Source organism: Micromonospora purpureochromogenes, assembly GCF_900091515.1.
Taxonomy (GTDB): Bacteria; Actinomycetota; Actinomycetes; order Mycobacteriales; family Micromonosporaceae; genus Micromonospora; species Micromonospora purpureochromogenes.
The window spans coordinates 2,197,158-2,217,846 of the sequence record NZ_LT607410.1 but is presented as its reverse complement, the minus strand read 5'-3'; the positions used below and the strand labels follow the sequence as shown (position 1 = coordinate 2,217,846).

Here is a 20,689-nt window from a genome sequence, read left to right as displayed (position 1 = left end):
GTCACCCGGTGCGGGTGAGGGGCACTCATCCGGTCTGCCGGCAGGATCGCGGTTCGGCGGGCTGTGTGCCCGCCCCGTGTCCCGATTCCGGGAGGAGTGAGCGCATGGCCAGCGCGAGCATCGTGACGCGTACCGACCAGGACATCCAGACCGACGTGCTCGACGAGCTGACCTGGGAGCCCCGGGTGAGCCCGGCCGAGGTGGGGGTCACCGTCGCCGAGGGGGTGGTGACGCTGACCGGACGGGTGGACAGCTACGCCGCGAAGTGGGCCGCCGAGCGGGCCGCGCACCGGGTGGCCCGGGTCCGGGCCGTCGCCAACGACCTGGCCGTGCGGATCACCCCGTCGGCCGAGCGCACCGACACGGAGATCGCCGGGGCGGCCGAGCGGGCCCTGGAGTGGGACGCCTTCGTGCCGGTGGAGGACCTGGAGGTGACCGTCGCCGAGGCGTGGGTGACGCTGCGCGGCCGGGTGGAGTGGGAGTACCAGCGCCGGGCCGCCGAGCGGGTGGTCGGCCGGCTCACCGGCGTACGCGGGGTCAGCAACGGCATCACCGTGCGGCCGTCCACCCCGCCGACCGGCGACGAGCTGCCCGACCGGATCGTCGACGCGCTCGCCCGCAGCGGCGCCACCGAGCCGGACCGGATCAGCGTCCGGGTGTACGGCGACACGGTGGTCATCGACGGCCTGGTGCACTCCGTGCCCGAGCGCGACGAGGTGGAGCGGATCGTCTGGTCCGCCCCCGGCATCCGCGAGGTGCACAACCACGTCACGGTGGCCCGCTGAGACCACCCCGGCCGGGTGAACCGCCTTCACCCGGCCGGCGGGCAACGTGGGAGTCATGACTGATTCCGACGGGCTGATCACACCGGGGAGCCCGGCGCCCGACTTCACCCTGCCGGCCACCCCGGACGGGCGACGTACGGGCCCCGGGCAGTTCCGCGGCCGGCCGGTGGTGCTCGCCTTCTACCCCGCCGACTGGACCCCGGTCTGCGGTGACCAGATGGCGCTGTACCAGGCCGCGATGCCGGAGTTCGAGCGGTACGACGCGGTGCTGCTCGGCCTCTCCGTCGACAGCATCTGGTCGCACCAGGCCTTCGCCGAGGCCAGGGGCATCACCTTCCCGTTGCTGGCCGACTTCGAGCCCAAGGGCGAGGTGTCCCGCCGGTACGGCGCGTACAGCCCGCAGGGGGAGTCGGCGCGGGCGCTGGTGGTGCTCGACCCGGATCAGACGGTGGCCTGGAGCCACCTGTCGCCGCCGGAGGTGAATCCGGGCGCCGACGGCATCCTCGACACGCTGGAGCAACTCGTCTCGGATCGGCGGGTGGTGACCCGATGACGACCCCGCTCCAGGTCACCGCCCGGCTGCGCATGCCGGTGGACGGCACCGACCACGTCCGCGGGCCGGTGGACGCACCGGTCACCATCGTGGAGTACGGGGACTTCCAGTGCCGCTTCTGCGGCGCGGCGTACCCGAACCTGGCCGAGGTGCTGCGCCAGCGCACCGCCACCGTCCGGCTGGTCTACCGGCACTTCCCGATCGCCAACGTCCACCCGTACGCGGAGAGCGCGGCCGAGGTCGCCGAGGCGGCCGCCCGGCGCGGCCGGTTCTGGGAGATGCACGACTGGCTCTACGAGCACCAGGACCAGTTGGACCCGGTGCACCTGTCCCTCGGCGTCGAACAGCTCGGCCTGCCACCCGAGGAGGTGGGCGCCGAGGTCGCGCGGCAGGCGTACTCCGACCGGGTACGGCGGGACTTCGTCGGCGGAATCCGCAGCGGGGTCAACGGCACCCCGACGCTGTTCATCAACGAGGTCCGGCACGAGGGCGGGCACGACCTGCCGGACCTGCTCGCCGCCGTGGACGCGGCCGCCGGCGCCTGACCGCGCCGCGGACCACCGCCGGGATCGCACCGCCCGGCGGCGGTCGGCCCGCGTGGTCAGATCAGCCGCAGCTCGCGGGCCCGCCGCACGGCCTCGCGCCGGCGGGTCGCGTCGAGCTTGCGGTAGATGTTGCGCACGTGCGTCTTGACGGTGTTGACCGACACCGACAGCTCGCTGGCGATCTCCACGTTGGACAGGATGCTCTGCAGGTAGCGCAGGATGGTCAGCTCCCGCTCGGTCAGCGGCTCGTCCAGCGCCCGGCCCACGCCGGCCGGTCCCCGTTCGGCGGGCTCGTCGGCGCCCCGGACGAGGTCGCTCACCGTCGGCCAGTGCGCCGTGCCGGAGTCGAGGTGGGCGGCGAGGAGGTCGCGCACCGCCGGCTCCGCACGGGTGAACACCCGCCGGTGGCCCTCCGGGCCGGCCAGGTCGAGCACCCGCTCCAGCAGCCGACCGGCGCGCCGGTCGTCGCCGCCCCGACGGGCGAGCACCGCCTCCAGCACGCCCGAGCCGAGGCGTACCGGCAGCGGCCAGTCCGCGGCGGCCGGGGCGTCCCAGTCGGGCAGGGCGTAGCCGGCCGCCCGCACGTCACCGGCGCGCAGCTCCACCCGGGCCAGGGCCAGGGCCAGCACCGGCGCCGGTTCGGGCGCCCGCGCCCGGTCGGCGAGCAGCCCGCGCGCGGTGTCCACGTCGCCCTGCTCGCTGCGCAGGTCCGCCTCCTCAGCGAGCAGCCGGTCGGCGAGGTCCCCGGCGGCGGACCGGGACGCCAGCTCCTCCCGGGCCCGGGCGACCAGCTGGGTCGCCGCCGCCGGCTCCGCCGCGTCGCGCAGCAACGCGCCCCGGCACAGCGCCGCCGCGGCGGAGACGGTCGCGTCGCCGCCGGCCGCGCCGGTGAGCGCCAGGTGCGCGGTGGCCTCCTCGGGCTGGTCGCGGTGCAGCGCCACCAGAGCCAGCGCCAGGTGGGCGTGGGCGCACTCGGCCCGGCTCGACCACCCCTGGCAGGACGGCATCTCCAGCGCCGCCCGGGCGGTCCGCTCCGCCGCGCGCAGCTCCCCGGCCAGCGCGTGCAGCAGCGCACACCGCGCCGCACAGACCAGCTCGGTGCGCGGCCGGCCGGCCCGCCGGGCGGCGTCCAGCGCCGCGCCGAAGGTCGCCGAGGCCGCCCGCAGGTCGCCCTCGGCGAGGTCGACCAGGCCGAGCGCGGTGCCGGCCACCGCCCGCACGTCGGCGTCCTCGCCGGTCCGCGGGTCGTCGGTGTCCGGGCTCTTGACCTGCGCCGGGTCGCGGGTGGCGAGCAGCCGGGCGGCGGCGTCGCGTACCTCCCGGTGATCGCCGGCGAGCCGGGTCAGGGTGAGCTCCAGCGCGGTGGCCAGCCGGCGGAACCGGTCCCGGCGCGGCGCGGGCAGTGACCGGGCCGCCGCCACGGCCTCGCGCAGCCGGGCGGCGGCGGTCGCGCCGTCCCCCGCGTACGCCCGTTCGGCCGCGCCGGCCAGGGCCAGCTCCGGGTCCCGGCGCACCGCCTCGGCCGGCGGCGCCGGGGGCGGCGGGCCGGCGGCGGCCTCCCGGTTGTACGGGACCAGCTCCGGCCAGCCGGTGAGCAGCAGCTCACTGGCCCGGTCCCACTCCCCCGCGGCCAGCGCGTGCCGCAGCGCCTCGGCGGGCCGGTCGTGGCCGGCGTACCAGCCCGCGGCGCGCAGGTGCAGGTCGCGCCGCTCGTCGTCGCCCAGCCCGTCGAGTTCCTCGCGGAGCAGGTCGGCCAGCAGCGGGTGGGCCCGGTACCAGGGCGGGTCGCTGTCGTCGCGGTGCAGGAAACCCCCGTCCCGGGCCAGCCCGGCCAGCACCTGCCCACCGTCGCCCCGGCCGGTCAGCGCGTCGGCGAGGTCGGCGCGGACCGCCGGCGCGACCGCCGCCCGCAGCAGCAGGTCCCGCGCCGCCGGCGTCAGGCCGGAGAGCACCTCCGCCCGCAGGTACGCGGCGACGTCCGGCTGGTCGCCGCCGAACCGCTCGGCCCACCGTTGCGGGTCGGGACGGTCCCGGGCCGCCAGTGCGGCGAACCGCAGCCCGGCCGGCCAGCCGCCGGTCCGCTCCCGGAGCCGGGCGACCGCCGTCGCGGGCAGCGGCGCGCCGTGCGCGACCAGCAGGTCGGCGACCTCGTCGTCGGTGAAGGCCAGGTCCTCCGGGCCGAGCTCGGTCAGCTCGCCGGCCAGCCGCAGCCGGTGCAGGGCCAGCGGCAGCTCGGTGCGGGCCCCGGCGACCAGGCGCAGCCGCCCGTCGGTGTGCCGCAGCAGGAACTCCAACCCGGTCAGCGCGGCCGGGTCGGTGACCCGGTGCAGGTCGTCCAGGACCAGCAGCACCGGCCGGTCCCGGGCGGCCAGGGCGGCGGCGAGCAGCTCCAACTGGTCGGGGCGGGGCGGGGCCACCGGTACGGCCGGTTCCTCCTCCGCCTCCGCCACCCCGCGCAGCGCCGCCGCGAGGTACGCCCAGAGCCGCTCCCCGGTGTCCCCCTCCTCGACCTGGACCCACGCCGGCCCGGGCTCGGGCGCGCCGCGCGCCCAGGCGGCGAGCAGGGTGGTCTTGCCCCAGCCGGCCGGGGCGCGGACCAGGGTGACCGGTCCGGCGGTCCCGGCGTCCAGCCGGGCGGTCAGCCGGGGCCGCAGCAGCAGCGGCTCGGGCAGCGCGGGCGGGGTCAGCCGGGAGGCGAGCAGTGGCGGCGGGCCGGCGGACGCCTCGGCGATCGCGTTGCTGCTGACCTGCGGCTGCGGCATGCACCCACCCCCGTCGACGCGTTCCTCCCCCGGTCGGCGGCGCTTACCCGGCCGGGACGGGTTCACCCCTTCGGGGGGAGCACAGCTCACCCGGGCCGCGCCGACCATGGGCCTACGCGGGCGGCCGGCCGCGCGTGGCCGGTCGCCCGTACCGCAACCGGCCCGGAGACCGGAGGGACAGGTGGTACGGATGGGACGGCGGTTCCTCGGCGGGCTCACCCTCGCGGCGGTCGCCGGCGGGGCGCTGGCGCTGCGTGCGCTGGTCGTACCCCGGTGGGGGCACTGGCCCCGCGCGGCCGGCGCCGACCCGCGACCCGGCCGCTGGCAGGTGGTGACGGTGGACCGCCCGCCCGCGGCGGTGCTGCCGGACGGACGGTGGCCGGAGCCGCTGCGCCCGCTGGACGGCGCGGTGGAGCTGCGCCTGCGCCCGGCCCCCGGCGGGCGCGGCAGCGAGCTGGCCGCCCGGCCGCTCGGCGGGGTGGCCACCCTGCCCGGGATGGCGGCGCACCTGGTCGGAGACGACCCGGGCCTGTTCCTGCGGGACGTGCTGCGCCGGGTCAAGCAGCTCACCGAGACCGGCGAGGTGCTGCGCGCGGACCGCTCGGCGGTGGACCGGCCGGCGGTGCCGGGGTGAGGGCACTCTGCTGGGAGGGCGTCGACTCGCTGGCGGTACGCCAGGTGCCGGACCCGGAGCTGCGCAACGCGCACGACATGATCGTCCGGGTCCGGCGCAGCGCCACCTGCGGGGCGGACCTGCCGCTGCTCGGCGGCCGGCTGCCCTTCGTCGCCGCCGGGGACGTGCTGGGACACGAGTTCGTCGGCGAGGTGGCCGAGGTCGGCCCGGAGGTGCGCCGGCACCGGGTCGGCGACCGGGTGGTGGTCAGCGCGGCGGTGGCCTGCGGCAGCTGCTGGTACTGCCGGCAGGGGTCGCACTCCTGCTGCGACAACTCCGGCACCGCCCCGGCCGTCACCGAGTCGGCGTGGGGTCAGCCCACCGCCGGCTGCTACGGCCAGCCCGCAGCGATGGGCGGCTTCGCCGGCAGCCACGCCGAGTACGTCCGGGTGCCGTACGCCGACGTCGGCGCGTTCACCGTGCCCGACCCGGTCAGCGACGACCGGGCCGTCTTCGCCTCGGACGCGGCCCCGGCCGGCTGGATGGGCGCGGAGCTCGGCGAGGTGGGCCCCGGCGACGTCGTCGCGGTCTGGGGCGCGGGCGCGGTGGGCCAGTTGACCGCGCAGGCGGCGACGCTGCTCGGCGCGGACCGGGTGATCGTGATCGACCGGCATCCGGAGCGGCTGGCGATGGCCGAGCGGCACACCGGCGCGGAGACGCTCAACTACGAGCTGACCGACATCCCCGCGGAGCTGCGCGAACGCAGCGGCGGGCGCGGCCCGGACGTCTGCGTGGAGGCGGTCGGCGCGGCCGACGGCGGCGGGACGCCGGCGTCGCTGGCCGCCCGGCTCACCGGTCACCGGGGCGACGGCGAGGACCCGCTCGCGGTACGGGAGGCGGTGCACGCCTGCCGCAAGGGCGGCACCGTCTTCGTCTCCGGCACCTTCACCGGCTTCGTCCACACCTTCCCGCTCGGTGCGGTGATGAACAAGGGCCTCACCCTGCGCAGCGCCCGTCAGCACGGGCAGCGGTGGATTCCCATGCTGCTGGACCGGATGGCCCGCGACGAGCTGCGCACGGAACACCTGGCCACCCACCGGTTCCCGCTGGAGCAGGGCCCGGCCGGGTACGCGCTGTTCCGGGACCGGGCCGACGGCTGCGTCCGGACCGTCTTCGATCCGGAGGGGTGAAAAAGCGCTCATGGATGGCAGACTCGGCGGATGCGTGACGACCGCCCGTACGACCTCGTCCTGTTCGGTGCGACCGGCTTCACCGGTGGCCTGACCGCCGAGTACCTGGCCCGGCACGCCCCCGCCGGGCTGCGCTGGGCCCTCGCCGGCCGCAACCCGGCCAAGCTGGCGGCGGTCCGCGACCGGCTGGCCGACATCGACGCGGCGCTGGCGGAGCTGCCGCTGCTCACCGCCGACGTCACCGACGCCGCCTCGCTGCGGGCGGTCGCCGAGAACGCCCGGGTGGTGGCCAGCACCGTCGGGCCGTACATCCACCACGGGGAGCCGCTGGTGGCCGCCTGTGCCGCCGCCGGCACCGACTACCTGGACATCACCGGCGAGCCGGAGTTCGTCGACCTGATGTACGTGCGACACCATGCCGAGGCGGTGCGCACCGGGGCGCGGCTGGTGCACGCCTGCGGCTTCGACTCGATCCCGCACGACCTGGGCGCCTGGTACACCGTGAAGCAGCTCCCGTCGGACGCGCCGATCACGGTGGACGGCTTCGTCCGGGCGGGCGGGCGGTTCTCCGCCGGCACGTACCACTCGGCGCTGACCGCGTTCTCCCGCACCGGCGAGATGAGCCGGGCGGCGAAGGAGCGCAAGGCCGTCGAGCCCCGGCCCGAGGGTCGCCGGGTCCGCGCGGTGCCGGGCCGGGTGGGCCGGTCGAAGGAGATCGGCATGTGGGCGGTGCCGCTGCCCACCATCGACCCGCAGGTGGTCCGCCGGTCCGCGGCGGCCCGCCCGGAGTACGGCCCGGACTTCCGCTACCGGCACTTCGCCGCGGTGAAGCGACTGCCCACGGTGCTGGTCAGTGGGGTCGGGTTCGCCGGCCTGATCGGTCTGGTGAAGCTGCCGCCGACCCGGCGCTGGCTGCTCGGCCGGCTCGCCGCCGGGCAGGGGCCGACCGCCGAGCAGCGGGCGAAGTCCTGGTTCCGGGTGCGCTTCCTCGGCTCCGGCGGGGGCCGACGGGTGCTGACCGAGGTCTCCGGCGGCGATCCCGGGTACGACGAGACGGCGAAGATGCTCGCCGAGTCGGCGCTCTGCCTGGCCTGCGACGACCTGCCGGCCACCGCCGGGCAGGTCACCCCGGTGACCGCGATGGGCGACGCCCTGCTGGACCGGCTGGTCAAGGCCGGCATCACGTTCCGGGTGCTGGACGCGCCGCGGTGAGCGCCGGCCGCCCCGCCGCTTGACCCTCGACCTGGTTGAGGCGACAGGATCACCGTCGTGGAGAGCGAGCTGCGCAGCATCGGCGAGCTGGCCCGGGCCAGCGGCCTGACGGTCAGCGCCCTGCGGTTCTACGACCGCAGCGGGGTGCTGGCCCCGGCCCGGGTGGACCCGGTGACCGGCTACCGGTGGTACACCGACGAGCAGGTGGCCCCGGCCCGGCTGGTCGCCGGCCTGCGCCGGGTCGGCATGCCGTTGGCGGGCATCGCCGAGGCGCTGCGCCACCGGGCCGAGCCGGCGGTGGTCGGGCGGCTGCTCGACGCGCACCTGCGCCGGCTGGAGGACGGCCTCGCCGACGCCCGCAGGGAACTCTCCCGGATCCGCGTCCTGCTCGACCCCGAGGAGACCCCGATGACCACCCGTATCGTGCTGTCCCGCGTCGACCTGGCCGCCGCCGTCGACGCCGTCCGCTTCGCCGTCGGCGCCGACCCGGAGCTGCCGGTGCTCTCCGGCGTGCTGCTCGACGTGACGGCCGACGGCGTACGGCTGGTCGCCACCGACCGGCACCGCCTGGCGCTGGCGCGTACCTCGGGCAGGGTGGACGGCCCCGCCGTGCGCGCCCTGCTCCCGGTCGACGCGGTGGACGAGGTCCGCGCCCTGCTGGACACCGGCACCGGGGTGACCCCCGAGGCGCACCTGACCCTGGCCGGCCCCGACGTGACGGTCTCGGTGGCGGGCCGGGCGGTCACCGCGACCGCCCTGCCGTACGACTTCCCCGACTACCGCCGGCTGCTGCACCGGGCGGCCGGCGACGCCCCGGCCCGACGGATCCCGGTGGACGGGCCCGCCCTGCGCGCGGCGCTGCGCGACGGCGGCGCGCCCACCGTCACCCGCGACCACGACGGCGTGCCGCTGGCGGTGACCGTGCTCGGCCTCGACGATTCCGACGGGCTGCGCCTGCTCGGCCCGGACGACCTCACCGCGGACTCGGGGGAGCTGCGGGTCGGCGTGAACGGCGACTACCTGCTCGACGCGCTGGACGCCGCGGGCGGCCCGCAACTGGTGCTGGAGCTGGACGGCCCGATCGCCCCGCTGGCCGTCCGCCGCCTCGACGACGAGGACGCCTTCTCGATCCTGATGCCGATCCGACTCTGACGCCGACTCGACCCTGACCGGACTCCGGCCGCACCACCCGTCGGCGCGGTTGCGCCCGCCGACGCCGGCACGGCTGCGGCGACCTGGCGCTCACGCACGGTAGCCGCCGCCCTGGCCCCCACCCACCCTGCTCGCACGCTTTGCTCTGCTGCCCCGACGGCAACAGTCACACATCGTTTCTGTCGCCTCGGCGGCAGCAGAGCAAAGCGTCGGAAGGGGGTGCCCGGCCGGACGACCGTCGTGAAGGGTCGGCGCTGGTCAGACGGGTGCGGGCGAATCCCGGGGCGGGCAGTGCGTGCGCAGCGCCTCTACGGGCATCACGCACGGTCACGCCAGCGCCCCCGCCGGGTTGCCGTGACGGTGGGTGAGAAGGCACCCGGCCACCGTGCGGGGCGAGACGGGGCGCGGTGCAGACCGCGCCGGAAAGAGCGACGCCGGACAGGACGGCAGCGGCGGCTCGTCGGGCCGTACCGGGGGCGGGAAGGCGCGACGGTAGCATCTGGTGGTCTCACCTGACATCCCGGACGGAGGCGTACGGAGCAGCATGCTCGACATGGAGTTGATCCGGAAGGATCGCGAGGCGGTGGCGACCGCGCTGGCGAAGCGACTGGATCCCGCCGAGGTCAACCGGGTCCTGGACGAGATCCAGCGGCTCGACCAGGAACGCCGCGCGCTGATCAGCGAGATCGACGGCGACCGGCAGCGCCGCAAGGCGGAGGCGCGGGCGTACGCGGCGGCGAAGCGTGCCGGCGCCGAGCCCGAGGTCTCCGCGCCGGAGTCCGGCCGCAAGCAGCTCGCGGAGCTGGAGTCCGAGCTGGACGAGGTGCAGGCCCGGCTGCGCGGCACGATGAGCGAGCTGCCCAACCTGCCCGCCGACGACGTGCTGCCCGGCGGCAAGGAAGCCAACCGGGTGGTGAAGACCTACGGCGCGCCGCCAGCCATCGAGAAGGTCCGCGACCACGTCGAGCTGAGCCGGATGCTGGGCCTGGTCGACCACGAGCGCGGGGTCAAGCTCGGCGGTTCCGGCTTCTGGATGTACACCGGCATCGGCGCCCGGCTGGAGTGGGCGCTGATCAGCTGGTTCATCGACGAGCACGTCAAGGCCGGCTACGAGTTCCTGCTCCCGCCGCACCTGCTGCTGGACACCGCCGGCTTCGCCGCCGGCCAGTTCCCCAAGTTCTACGACGACGTCTACCACCTGGACCGGGAGTCGGCCCCGCGCGGGCAGTTCCTGCTGCCCACCTCGGAGACGGCGATCCTCGGGGCGTACCAGGACGAGATCCTGGACACCGGGAAGCTGCCGTTGAAGGCGTTCGCCTACACCCCGTGCTACCGGCGCGAGGCCGCCGGCTCGCACTCCGACGAGCGCGGCACGGTGCGGGGCCACCAGTTCAACAAGGTGGAGATCTTCCAGTTCTGCCTGCCGGAGCAGGCCGACACGGCGCTGGAGGAGATGCTCACCCACGCCGAGAGCCTGGTCGAGAAGCTCGGCCTGCACTACCAGCGCAGCCTGCTCTCGGCCGGCGACGCCAGCGCCGCGATGAAGAAGACCCTCGACATCGAGGTCTGGATGCCGAGCACCGGCAGGTACAAGGAGGTGTCGTCGGTCTCCTGGGCCGGCGACTACCAGGCCCGCCGGGCGGCCATCCGCTACCGCGAGCCGGGCGGCAAGCAGACCCGCTTCGTGCACACCCTGAACGGGTCGGCGCTGGCCACCAGCCGGCTCTTCCCGGCCATCCTGGAGCAGTTCCAGCAGCCCGACGGCTCGGTGCTGCTGCCCGAGGTGCTCCGCGACCGGCTCGGCACCGACCGGCTCACGCCGGTCCGCTGACCACCTGAGCGTCGGCGGGGATCGGGTCTCCCGGTCCCCGCCGTCCGTCTTCCGGCACCGGCGCGGCGGCGGGCACCGAGGACGCCACCTGCGGGCGGGCGCGGCGGCGGGCCAGCACCGCCGCCGCCAGCAGGCCCACCAGCAGCGCCGCGAGCACCGCCGGGCCGACCGCGTCCAGCGCGCTGACCAGCGCCCGCTGGACCCGCGCCGCGGCCACCACCACCGGGTCACCGAACGCGTCGCGCCGGCCCTGCGCCAGCCGGACCTCGTACCAGCCGTACCAGGCGACGTAGCTTCCGGCGAGGAGCAGCACCAGCCCGCTGAGCCGGGGCACCCAGGCGCCGGCGGCGCGCAGCCGGGCCACCACCGCGCCGCGCAGCAGCGCAACGCCGAGCGCGGCCACCGTGGCCACCAGCCCCATCCCGATCGCGTACGCGACGAAGAGCGCCAGCCCGTGCAGCGTGGAGCCGGCCTGGAGGCTGGTCACCACGATCGCCAGGAACGGGGCGATGGTGCAGGTCAGCGAGGCCAGCGCGTACGCCATCCCGAACAGCGCCATGGACGCCCAGGAACGGGTGAGCCGGGGCGCCCGGCCGACGCCCGCGCCCGGGGCGGGCAGCCGGCGGCCGGCGAGCAGCCAGCAGCCGAGGGCCAGCAGTCCCAGCCCGAGGGTCACCGTGAGCCAGGGCAGCCGGGGGCGCAGCCAGCCGGCCAACGGCGCCACGGCCAGCCCGAAGGCGCCGAACACCACGACGTACCCGCAGGTCAGGCCGGTGGCGGCGGTGAGCGCCCGGCGGACCGGACCGCGCCCGTCGCCCGCGCCGGCGACCAGCAGCGACAGGTACGCCGGCAGGATCGCGAAGCCGCACGGGTTGACCGCCCCGAGCATGCCGGCGGTCAGCGCGAGCAGCAGCGGCGTCTCCATCAGCCGGCCAGCGCGGCGACCCGGCGGCTCAGGTCCGCACCATCCAGGAAGCCCTGGTGCACGATCTTCCCGTCCCGGTCGATCACCAGGAAGGTGCTCTGCTCGACCACCTCGAAGCGGCGCCACAGCTCCCCGGCCCGGTCGTCGAGCTGGGGCGTGCCGGCCAGGTCGAACTCGCTGACGAAGTCCTTCATGGCCCGCTGCTCGCCCAGGCCGGCCACCCCGACGATCGGCACGGTGTCCCGGTACTTCGGGGCGATCTCGGCGACCGTCCACGCCTGGCTGGCGCAGGTGGCGCACCAGGGCGCCCAGAACCAGAGCACCACCGGCCGGCCGGCCAGCTCGGCCGCCGAGAACGCCGTACCGTCGAGGGTCTTCGCGGTGAAGCGCAGCGTGTCGGGCACGCGGGCCGGGGCCGACGGGCTCGCCGGGCCGGCGGGCAGCGGAGACGCGGTGGCCGCCGGCACGGCGACCTCGGCGGGCGGTCCCGCCGGGTCCGGGCCGACCGCGCAGCCGCCGGCGGCGAGCAGCGCGCCGACCAGCACGACGCCGACGGCGGCGAGCCGGCCCGCGGCGGGCGGTCGTCCACCCGGTCCGCTCCTGGGGTACGACCGCATGGCGCGTCTCCTCTCGGTGGTGCTGCTATTCGGCCCTGGCCAGTCGCAGCGCGAGCTGGGGGCAGACCTTGACCGCCTTCAGCGCGCCCTCCCGGAGCCAGGTAGGCACGGGGGTGGACGGGAAGGCGGGGTATCCGTTGGCGTCCAGCCGGATGAAGTCGGGCACGACGTGCGCGCAGAGCCCGTGCCCGTCGCAGCGGGACCAGTCGAGGGTGAGCTTCTGCGGGTTGGCGTCGGGCGCGCCGGGCAGCCCCAGCACGCCCTTGACCCGCCGGCCGCAGCCGTCCCCCGTGGTGTGCAGGCGCAGGTCCTCGGCGAAGACCTCCATCGCCGAGAGCGCGAACCGGGCCGTACCGTCGGGGTGGCTGCACGCGCCGCGGCCCTTGACGTCGCCGGCGGCGGCCCGGACGACCTCCACCGGCGCGCTGCCGGACACCGCCAGGTCGACGGCGCGGGCCAGGTCGGGCAGCCCCATCTTGCACGGTCCGCACTGGCCGGCGGACTCGCCGGCGAGGTAGCGGACCACCTGAGCGGCCTCGCCGAGCGGGCAGGTGTCGGTGCCCAGCGGCACGACGATGCCGGCGCCGAGGGTGCCGCCGACCTTGGTGAGCCCCCGGCGGGACACCTCCGCCCGGTCCGCGGCCTCCTGGGTGATCCACTTGCCGTGGTAGCCGCCCATCAGGACGCCCGGCGAGTCCGGCGCCTCGCACAGGTCGAGGATCTCCCGCAGCGGGGTGCCGGCGGCGCACTCCACCACGGCCGGGCGCTTCGCCGCGCCGGTCACGGTGAGCAGCACCGTGCCCGGCTCGTCGTCGGTGCCCAGCGCCGCGTACTCGTACGGGCCGAGCCGGGCGGCGACCGCGAGCTGCGCATACGTCTCGGCGTTGGAGAGCAGGGTGGGCAGGTTGTTCACCCCGGAGTCGCTGGCGCGCTTCTTGGTGCCGGGCGGGATGTGTGGCAGCCCGTTGATCCCGTTGACCAGCGCGCCGCCCTCGCCGGAGATGAACCGGTGCGGCACGGTGACGATGCTGGTCGGCACCGGCATCCGGCGCTCCTGGAGGGCCTGGGTGATCGAGTCCCGACCCACCCCGTCGTCGGCCACCCCGATCACGATCTCCTCGGCGTCCAGCGCGTACGCGGCCAGCGCGGCCCCGTCGAGGATCAGGTGCGGCGCCCGGGTGAGCAGGACCTTGTCCTTCCAGCTCGCCGGCTCGCCCTCGGTGGCGTTGACCACCACCACGGCGGGCAGGTCCTGCCGCTCACAGGACTCCAGCACCGCCGTGAGCTTGCGGGCGAACGGGAAGCCCGCGCCACCCTTGCCCTTGAGCTGCATGCTCTCGGCCAGCCGGAGCAGGTTCGCCGGCTCCATCGGGCCGATCGGGCCGTGCACCTCCTCGTGGGCGACCAGGTCGAGCCGGCCGAACTCGGCGAACCCGGCGGTGAGCCGCGGCTCGCCGACGCACGCCACCGGCGGCACCTTGGTCCGCATCACTTCGCCTCACCCCGCAGCCCGGCCCAGTACGCCCCGTCCACCGCGTCCGCGTCGGCCCGCCGGCGGCGCCGGCGGCTCTCGCCGGTGGCCTTCAGGGCGCGCCGGGAGGCCAGGTCGACCAGGGTGGGGGTGTCGTCGACGGGCACCTCGTCGGGGACGTACCGGGCCGGCGGCCGCCAGTAGTCCGGCTCCTCCGGCACCTCGTCGTCGACGCTGTGCCGGCCGGCGCCGCTGCGTGGCATGGCGGAGACGGGCTCGGCCGACACCGGCAGCGAGTTCTCCCAGCGGCGCGGGCTGTCCCACGGCTCCTCGGGCTGCTCGCGGCGCCGGGGCGGGGCGGAGTAGCTGGCGGCCAGGTCCTCGTCGTCGCGGCGGGCCCGCCGGCCGGTGGAGACCGGCGCGACGTCCTCGTCGTCCCGGCGGGCCCGCCGCCCGGCCGAGACCGGGGCGACGTCCTCGTCCCGTCGCGCCCGCCGGCCGCCGGAAACCGGCGCGACGTCCTCGTCGTAGCGGGCGCGGCGACCGCCCGAGACCGGGGCGGTCTCCTCGTCGTACCGGGCGCGGCGGCCCCCGGAGACCGGGGCGACGTCCTCGTCGCGGCGGCGCGGGCGGTCGGCGTCCCGGCGGCGGGCGGCGGGCTCGGCGTCCCGGCGGCGGGCGGGCGGCTCCAGGTCACGCTCCCGGCGCGGGGTCGGCACGTCCTCGACGTCGCGGCGGGACCGGCCGCCCCGCACGGGCTCGCGCAGCGTGCCGGGCTCGGGCACCACCGGCACGGTGAACCGCTCGGGATCCCGGCGCCGGGCGGTGCCGGTGGGCGCGGTCCACGACGCGGCGACGGTGGTCTCGGCCCAGCCGCCCCGGACGTCCCTCTCCTCGGCCCCGGCCTTGCGGCGGGCGAGCCCGGCGAGCAGCGTCCGGCCCTTGCCCTCGTCGGTCGCCCGGCCGGCCATCGCCTTGTTGATCGCGGCGGCCTGGGACTGCTCCCGGCTGCGCTTGCCGAGGTGGACGGAGAGCCGCACCAGCAGCGCCACCACCACCAGCAGCACGCAGGCGAGGTAGCTCAGCGTCACCCAGGACTTCGCCGCGCGGCCGGCGTTGAGGCCGTGCAGCAGCGCGAACGGCCAGGCGACGTAGGCCATGGAGTGCAGCGCGCGCCAGAACCACTTCGGACCGACGCCGGCGAAGCGGACCCGGATGATGCCGGTCCAGAGCACGCTCACCATCAGGAACGCGGCGACCGTGCCGAGCCCGACGTAGAGGCCCCGCCCGCCCACGAACGGCACCACGGCGTCGGTCGGCCCGGCCCGGCCGATGGCGACCTTGGTGATGACGTGGAAGACCAGTCCGGCCACGCCGAGCACGCCGGTGGCCCGGTGCGCGGACTGCAGCAGCACCCGGTGCGGGATCTTCAGCACCAGCCGGTCCGTGGCGAGCAGCCCCATCATCACGGTGAGGCTCAGCGCGACCAGGGCGACCACCCCGGCGAAGAACTCGGTGAAGAAGAAGCCGTACGAGTACATCGGCCCGCCGGCGCCGCTGAGCTCCACACCGGCCCACATCAGGGCGAGCGCGGATCCGATCAGCAGTGCCATCGCGGGTTTCGACGTGGTCCGGACACCACGGCTGCTGGTGGTGGTCCGGACGGTCGTCACCTTCTGGTTCTGCTTTGCCCGGCCCATCTGCTCCTCGATCGCGACTCACGGCGGCACCACCACCGGCCGACCTGCTCCGTCATCCAGTACGGACGTCCGGCCCGTACGGATCAGTGCGGGTGGCGAATTTCTCGGGCGATCCGTCGAACCGTCCCGGCCCGGGGCGCGTGTAGCGCCCAGCGCAACGACGCATGTGCATCCATTGACAGCTGTTGCAACACGCTTGTAACCTTTCCGAAAATTTTCAGCCTGGCTGCAAGAAGCCGTCAGGCGAACCCCCTCCCCCGCGTCGCCACCACCCCCGACCCCCAGGGAGTACCGATGCATCGACGTCGATGCCGCTCGGCGATCCTCGCCCTCGGCGTGCTCGCCAGCCTGCTCGTCCCCACCACCGTGGCGGCTCCCCCGGCCGCCGCCGCGCCCGCCGGCGCCAGGAACGTCATCGTCCAGCTCTTCGAGTGGAACTGGCCGTCGGTGGCCAGCGAGTGCACGAACGTGCTGGGCCCCAAGGGCTACGGGTACGTCCAGGTCTCACCGCCCCAGGAACACGTCCGGGGCAACCAGTGGTGGCTTGCGTACCAGCCGGTCAGCTACCGGATCGAGTCGCGCAAGGGCACCCGGGCGCAGTTCCAGTCGATGGTGAACACCTGCCACGCCGCGGGCGTGAAGGTCATCGTCGACGCGGTGATCAACCACATGTCCGGCCAGGACACCCCCGGCACCGGCTGGGCCGGCTCGTCCTACAGCCACTACGACTACCCGGGCAGCTACCAGACGCAGGACTTCCACCACTGCGGCCGCAACGGCGGCGACGACATCGTCAACTACAACGACCGGTACGAGGTGCAGAACTGCGAGCTGGTCAACCTCTCCGACCTGAAGACCGAGTCCGACTACGTCCGGTCGAAGATCGCGGGGTACCTGAACGACCTGCTCGCCCTCGGGGTGGACGGCTTCCGGCTGGACGCCAGCAAGCACATGCCGGCCGCCGACATCGCCGCCATCAAGGGCAGGCTGTCCCGCTCGGCGTACGTCGTGCAGGAGGTCATCTACGGCGCCGGCGAGCCGATCGGCCCGGGTGAGTACACCGGCAACGGCGACGTGCACGAGTTCCGGTACGGCAAGGACCTGGCCCGGATGTTCAACAGCGAGCGGCTGGCGTACCTGCGCAACTTCGGCGAGGCGTGGGGCTACCTGCCCAGCGGCTCGGCCGAGGTGTTCGTCGACAACCACGACACCCAACGCGACGGCAACGTGCTGACCTACCGCAACGGGGCCGCCTACGCCCTGGCCAACGCGTTCATGCTGGCCTGGCCGTACGGGGCGCCGACCGTGATGTCCAGCTACACCTTCAGCTCCCGCGACCAGGACCCACCCTCGGACGCCAACAACAAGACCTTGAACACCACCTGCTACTCCGGCTGGGAGTGCGAGCACCGCTGGCGGGTCGTCGCCAACATGGTCGGCTTCCACAACGCCACCCAGGGCGCCGCGGTCGCCAACTGGTACGACAACGGCTACCAGCACATCGCCTTCAGCCGGGCCGGCAAGGGCTACCTGACCATCAACGACGAGGGCTCGGCGATCACCGGCCGGTCCTACTACGCCGGGCTGCCCGCCGGCCGGTACTGCGACGTGATCCACGGTGACTACGCCAACGGCTCCTGCTCCGGGCCGTTGATCACGGTGGACGCCAACGGCTGGTTCGCCGCGACCATCCCGGCCCACGACGGGGTCGCCATCCACGTCGGCGCCCGGCTGTCCTGAGCCGTTCCGGCAGGGCTCCCGTCCGGCACAGTTCCGCCGGGCGGGGGCCCTGTGCGCTTTCTGTCGCTTAGAGTGGTTTGGTGTTCTTTGAGCGATTGACGTCCCGCTTCGGCCTCGCTTGGCTGACCGCCGCGTTCGGCGTACCGGTGGTGCTCGCACTCGCGCTGCTGGTCAGCTCGGCGCTGCGCCACGACCAGACGTCCGCGCCGCCGGCCCGGGTCGCACCGGCCACCCCGACCGCCGAGCCGACCGCCGAACCGACGGTCGAGCCGACCCCCGAGGAGTCGGTGCCGGCCGCGGCGCCCGCCCCGGACGGTCTGCCGGTGGTCGACTACGACCCGGCGCCCACCGGCTTCCCCGCCGACCCGCGCCCGCAGGACACCACCCCGCTGACCGAGGGGCTGACGCCGACCCGGCGGATCGCCGCGTACGACGCCCCGGGGGGACGCCCGCTGGCCCTGCTCGCCCCGACCATCAGCGGGGTCGAGGTCACGATGCCGGTGGTGGAGCACCGTACGGGCTGGACGGCGGTGCTGCTGCCGTCGGCGAACCGGCGGATCGCCTGGCTGCCCGCCGGCGGCTGGAGCACCGTCGGGCTGCGCGACCAGCTCGTGGTGGAGCGTCAGTCGCACCGGCTGACCTGGTACCGGGACGGCCGGGCCACCCACTCCTGGCCGGTCAGCCTCGGGATGCCGGGCCAGTCCACCCCGCTCGGTCGGACCTTCGTCCTCGGCCGCACCCCACCGCCCCAGGAGGTCTACGGCGGCGTCGACATCTTCGCCCTCGGCGCGATACCCGACGACCCGGAGGCGGTGCCGACCGGCCTGCGGGGCGCGCACATCGGCCTGCACAGCTGGCACAACGACGACACGCTCGGCAAGAACTCCACCAACGGCTGCATCCGGCTGACCCGCAGCGCCCAGCGGCAACTGCTCGCCGAGCTGCCCCCCGGGACACCGCTGGTGGTGATCGAGCGACTGGCCACCCCACCGCCCACCGGCTGACCCCGTCCGTAGCAGGCCCAGGTCATCCGCCGAGCAGCCAGCCGTTCTGTTCGGCGATGCGCACCGCGTCGGCGCGGTTGCGGGCGCCGGTCTTGCCGATCGCCGCGGAGAGGTGGTTGCGCACCGTCCCCTCCGACAGGTGCAGCGCCGCCGCCAGCTCGGCGACCGTGCCGCCGTCCCGGGCCGCGCGCAGCAGCTCGGTCTCCCGCCCGGTCAACGGGCTGGCGCCGGTGGCCAGGGTCTCCGCCGCCAGGGTGGGGTCGACCACCCGCAGGCCGGCGTGCACCCGCCGGACGGCGTCGGCGAGCTGCCGGGCCGGGGTGTCCTTGACCACGAAGCCGTTCGCCCCGGCCTCCATCGCCCGACGCAGGTAGCCGGGCCGGCCGAAGGTGGTCACCACCAGCACCCGGCAGCCGGGCACCGCCGCCCGCAGCGCGGCGGTGGCGGAGATGCCGTCCAGCCCGGGCATCTCCACGTCCAGCAGGGCCACGTCCGGGCCGGTGCGGCGGGCCTCGTCGACCACCTCGTCGCCCCGGCCCACCTCGGCCACCACGGTCAGATCCGGCTCCAGCGAGAGCAGCGCGGCCAGCGCACCCCGGACCAGCGCCTGGTCGTCGGCGAGCAGCAGCCGGATCGGCGCGCTCACGCGCCGACCCGCAACAGGAAGCCGGGGCCGTCGGCCGGCCGGCCGACGGTGACCGTGGCATCCAGCCGGCGCGCCCGCTCCCGCAGCCCGGTCAGGCCGTGCCCCGGGCCGTCCGGGTCGGCCGGCCCGCGCCCGTCGTCGGCGATCTCCACCCGGTCCGGCCGGACCTGGATGACGCACCGCCGCGCCCCGCTGTGCCGCACCACGTTGGTCACTCCCTCCCGCACCGCCCACCCGAACAGCTCGTCCCGCTCCGCCGGCAGCTCCGGCACGTCGTCCGGCAGCTCCGCGACGATGCCCGCGGCGGCCAGCGCCGTCCGGGCGCCGGCCAGTTCGCCGGCCAGACTGATCTCCCGGTACGCCCCGACGGTGCGCCGCACGTCGGCGAGCGCCTGCCGGGCCAGCCGCTCGACGTCGGCGATCTCGGTGGCCGCCCGGGCCGTGTCCAGCTCCAGCAGCCGACCGGCCAGTTCCGCCTTGACCGCCACCACGGTCAGCGAGTGGCCGAGGATGTCGTGCAGGTCCCGGGCGGTGCGGGCCCGCTCCTCGGCGACCGCGAGCCGGCGGATCTCGGCCTGGGCCGCCTGGAGTTCGGCGTTGCGCTGGGCCAGCCGGCTCACCCCGAACATGGCGAACGAGGCGAGCAGCACCGCGAAGACGACGCTGCTCTCCGCCGTCCAGCCGGGCACCAGCCGGGCGACCACCGGCGGGGTGAACGCGGCGAGCGCCACCACCACCAGCGCCTCGACGCCGGGCAGCAGGAACACCGCCGCCGTGGCGACGAAGACCAGGGTGGTCAGCCAGTCCCCGCCGGTGCCGGGGATGCCGGCCAGCCCGAGCCCCAGCAGCAGCGCGACGAGGGCCCGGGCCCGGCCGACCGGCACCGGCCGGTGCGCCTGCCGGCGGGCCCGCGCCCACTGGAACACCACCACGTAGACCAGGCCGAAGGCGACCAGTGTGGTCACTCCCACCGCCCGCCGCCACAGCTGCGCCTGGTGCAGGGCGGTGGCCAGCGGGATGTTGAGGAAGAAGAGCCAGACCACGGCGAGCAGCCAGCCGGTGAACCGCCAGTGGCGGCTCACCGGCGCGGGCCGGCCCGGTGCACGCTCCATCGGGTACACGCTAGCCACCGCCGTCGCGGCTCAGACCCGGGCGGTGTCCCGGCGGAACAGCCGGGACGCGCCGTAGCCGAACAGTGCCGTCCAGCCGAGCACGTTGGCCAGCTCCGCCGGCCCCACCCCGGTGTCGGTCAGCGGTGCCCGGGCCAGCTGGCCGACCCCGTAGACCGGGGTGAAGCGGGCGAGCTCCTGCAGCGCGTGCGGCAGCACGTCGAGCGGGACGAACAGGCCGCCGAGCATGGCCAGCACCGCCAGCACCGGGCCCAGGTACTGCATGACGTTCTCGGCCGGGGCGAGGTAGCCGACGAGGAGCCCGAGGGCGGCGAAGACCAGCGAGCCGAGCCAGGCGGCCAGGCCGGCGAGCAGCCAGACGGACACCGGCAGGCGTACCCCGGCGGCCGCGCCGACGCCGAACTCGACGACGACCGCGGCGAGGCCGAGCGCCATCGCGGTGACCACCTTGGTCGCCACGTACGCGGCCGGCCGCAGCGGGGTGAGCCGCAGTTGCCGGGTCCAGCCGAGCGCCCGTTCGGTGGCGACCGCCGCGCCGGCGCTGGTGGTGGCGACCATCGCGGCGTACACGGCGAGGCTGATCATGATCCAGGCGGTGACCGGCCGGCCGTTGGGCAGCTCCTGCCCGCGCTGCGGCAGGCCGAACAGCAGGAAGAAGACCGCCGGCATGACCAGGGTGAAGCCCAGCGTGCGGCGGTTGCGCAGCAGCCGGCGCAGCTCGATGGCGAGCACCGCCGGGGAGAAGCCGCCGAGCGCCGGCGGGCGCCGGGCCGGGCGGGCGGCGGCGACGGGTGCGGGCGAGGTCAGCGTCAT

General features: G+C 75.7%; 18 protein-coding genes. 10 read left to right on the top strand and 8 right to left on the bottom strand.

What is annotated here, in order from left to right; genetic code table 11:
- The first annotated feature begins 104 nt into the window (after positions 1 to 104).
- The 3 genes from GA0074696_RS10385 to GA0074696_RS10375 are packed head-to-tail and all read left to right on the top strand — an operon-like array spanning position 105 to position 1,883.
- Entirely contained in the window at positions 105 to 785 is a 681-nt protein-coding gene (locus GA0074696_RS10385) for a BON domain-containing protein (protein WP_088960904.1), read from the top strand.
- A gap of 55 nt (positions 786 to 840) precedes the next feature.
- A complete protein-coding gene (locus GA0074696_RS10380; RefSeq protein WP_088960903.1) occupies positions 841 to 1,338 on the top strand; it encodes a redoxin domain-containing protein in 498 nt (165 codons plus the stop codon).
- Complete coding sequence (locus GA0074696_RS10375) at positions 1,335 to 1,883, top strand: DsbA family protein (protein ID WP_088960902.1); 549 nt, start codon at positions 1,335 to 1,337, stop codon at positions 1,881 to 1,883. Before GA0074696_RS10380 ends, GA0074696_RS10375 begins: the two co-directional genes overlap by 4 nt.
- A 56-nt stretch (positions 1,884 to 1,939) precedes the next feature.
- Here the strand turns inward: GA0074696_RS10375 and GA0074696_RS10370 are convergent, their stop codons facing one another.
- The gene (locus GA0074696_RS10370) at positions 1,940 to 4,711 is read right to left on the bottom strand and encodes a LuxR C-terminal-related transcriptional regulator (protein ID WP_407940570.1); all 2,772 of its coding nucleotides are present in this window, start codon (positions 4,709 to 4,711) and stop codon (positions 1,940 to 1,942) included.
- A 124-nt stretch (positions 4,712 to 4,835) separates the two neighbouring features.
- Between GA0074696_RS10370 and GA0074696_RS10365 the strand changes: the two genes are divergently transcribed.
- From GA0074696_RS10365 to serS, 5 genes are all read left to right on the top strand, one after another.
- Entirely contained in the window at positions 4,836 to 5,279 is a 444-nt protein-coding gene (locus GA0074696_RS10365; protein ID WP_088960900.1) for a hypothetical protein, read from the top strand.
- Complete coding sequence (locus GA0074696_RS10360) at positions 5,276 to 6,448, top strand: zinc-dependent alcohol dehydrogenase (protein WP_088960899.1); 1,173 nt, start codon at positions 5,276 to 5,278, stop codon at positions 6,446 to 6,448. Before GA0074696_RS10365 ends, GA0074696_RS10360 begins: the two co-directional genes overlap by 4 nt.
- A 30-nt stretch (positions 6,449 to 6,478) precedes the next feature.
- Complete coding sequence (locus tag GA0074696_RS10355; RefSeq protein ID WP_088960898.1) at positions 6,479 to 7,660, top strand: saccharopine dehydrogenase family protein; 1,182 nt, start codon at positions 6,479 to 6,481, stop codon at positions 7,658 to 7,660.
- A gap of 69 nt (positions 7,661 to 7,729) precedes the next feature.
- Positions 7,730 to 8,812, top strand: coding sequence for a DNA polymerase III subunit beta family protein (locus GA0074696_RS10350; protein ID WP_088964477.1), 1,083 nt, complete (start codon positions 7,730 to 7,732; stop codon positions 8,810 to 8,812).
- A 544-nt stretch (positions 8,813 to 9,356) separates the two neighbouring features.
- Complete coding sequence (gene serS, locus GA0074696_RS10345) at positions 9,357 to 10,643, top strand: serine--tRNA ligase (RefSeq protein ID WP_088960897.1); 1,287 nt, start codon at positions 9,357 to 9,359, stop codon at positions 10,641 to 10,643.
- Here the strand turns inward: serS and GA0074696_RS10340 are convergent.
- The 4 genes from GA0074696_RS10340 to GA0074696_RS10325 are packed head-to-tail and all read right to left on the bottom strand — an operon-like array spanning position 10,627 to position 15,269.
- The gene (locus GA0074696_RS10340) at positions 10,627 to 11,568 is read right to left on the bottom strand and encodes a cytochrome c biogenesis CcdA family protein (RefSeq protein ID WP_088960896.1); all 942 of its coding nucleotides are present in this window, start codon (positions 11,566 to 11,568) and stop codon (positions 10,627 to 10,629) included. The two genes, serS and GA0074696_RS10340, sit on opposite strands and share 17 nt — an antisense overlap.
- Positions 11,568 to 12,185, bottom strand: a complete 618-nt coding sequence (locus GA0074696_RS10335; RefSeq protein ID WP_088960895.1) for a redoxin domain-containing protein — start codon at positions 12,183 to 12,185, stop codon at positions 11,568 to 11,570. The genes GA0074696_RS10340 and GA0074696_RS10335 overlap by 1 nt, the downstream gene beginning before the upstream one ends.
- 25 nt (positions 12,186 to 12,210) lie before the next feature.
- The gene (locus GA0074696_RS10330) at positions 12,211 to 13,677 is read right to left on the bottom strand and encodes an NADH-quinone oxidoreductase subunit NuoF family protein (RefSeq protein WP_088960894.1); all 1,467 of its coding nucleotides are present in this window, start codon (positions 13,675 to 13,677) and stop codon (positions 12,211 to 12,213) included.
- Positions 13,674 to 15,269, bottom strand: coding sequence for a hypothetical protein (locus tag GA0074696_RS10325; RefSeq protein ID WP_231925320.1), 1,596 nt, complete (start codon positions 15,267 to 15,269; stop codon positions 13,674 to 13,676). The genes GA0074696_RS10330 and GA0074696_RS10325 overlap by 4 nt, the downstream gene beginning before the upstream one ends.
- A 381-nt stretch (positions 15,270 to 15,650) precedes the next feature.
- Between GA0074696_RS10325 and GA0074696_RS10320 the strand changes: the two genes are divergently transcribed.
- Both GA0074696_RS10320 and GA0074696_RS10315 read left to right on the top strand, forming a co-directional pair.
- On the top strand, positions 15,651 to 17,096 hold the full coding sequence (locus tag GA0074696_RS10320; protein WP_088960892.1) for an alpha-amylase: 1,446 nt from the start codon (positions 15,651 to 15,653) through the stop codon (positions 17,094 to 17,096).
- Between the two features lie 80 nt (positions 17,097 to 17,176).
- Complete coding sequence (locus GA0074696_RS10315; protein WP_088960891.1) at positions 17,177 to 18,100, top strand: L,D-transpeptidase; 924 nt, start codon at positions 17,177 to 17,179, stop codon at positions 18,098 to 18,100.
- 22 nt (positions 18,101 to 18,122) lie between these two features.
- Here the strand turns inward: GA0074696_RS10315 and GA0074696_RS10310 are convergent, their stop codons facing one another.
- The 3 genes from GA0074696_RS10310 to GA0074696_RS10300 are packed head-to-tail and all read right to left on the bottom strand — an operon-like array spanning position 18,123 to position 20,689.
- Positions 18,123 to 18,746, bottom strand: a complete 624-nt coding sequence (locus tag GA0074696_RS10310) for a response regulator transcription factor (protein ID WP_088960890.1) — start codon at positions 18,744 to 18,746, stop codon at positions 18,123 to 18,125.
- A complete protein-coding gene (locus GA0074696_RS10305) occupies positions 18,743 to 19,858 on the bottom strand; it encodes a sensor histidine kinase (protein WP_157745862.1) in 1,116 nt (371 codons plus the stop codon). The genes GA0074696_RS10310 and GA0074696_RS10305 overlap by 4 nt, the downstream gene beginning before the upstream one ends.
- A gap of 30 nt (positions 19,859 to 19,888) precedes the next feature.
- Entirely contained in the window at positions 19,889 to 20,689 is an 801-nt protein-coding gene (locus tag GA0074696_RS10300; RefSeq protein ID WP_088960888.1) for an ABC transporter permease, read from the bottom strand.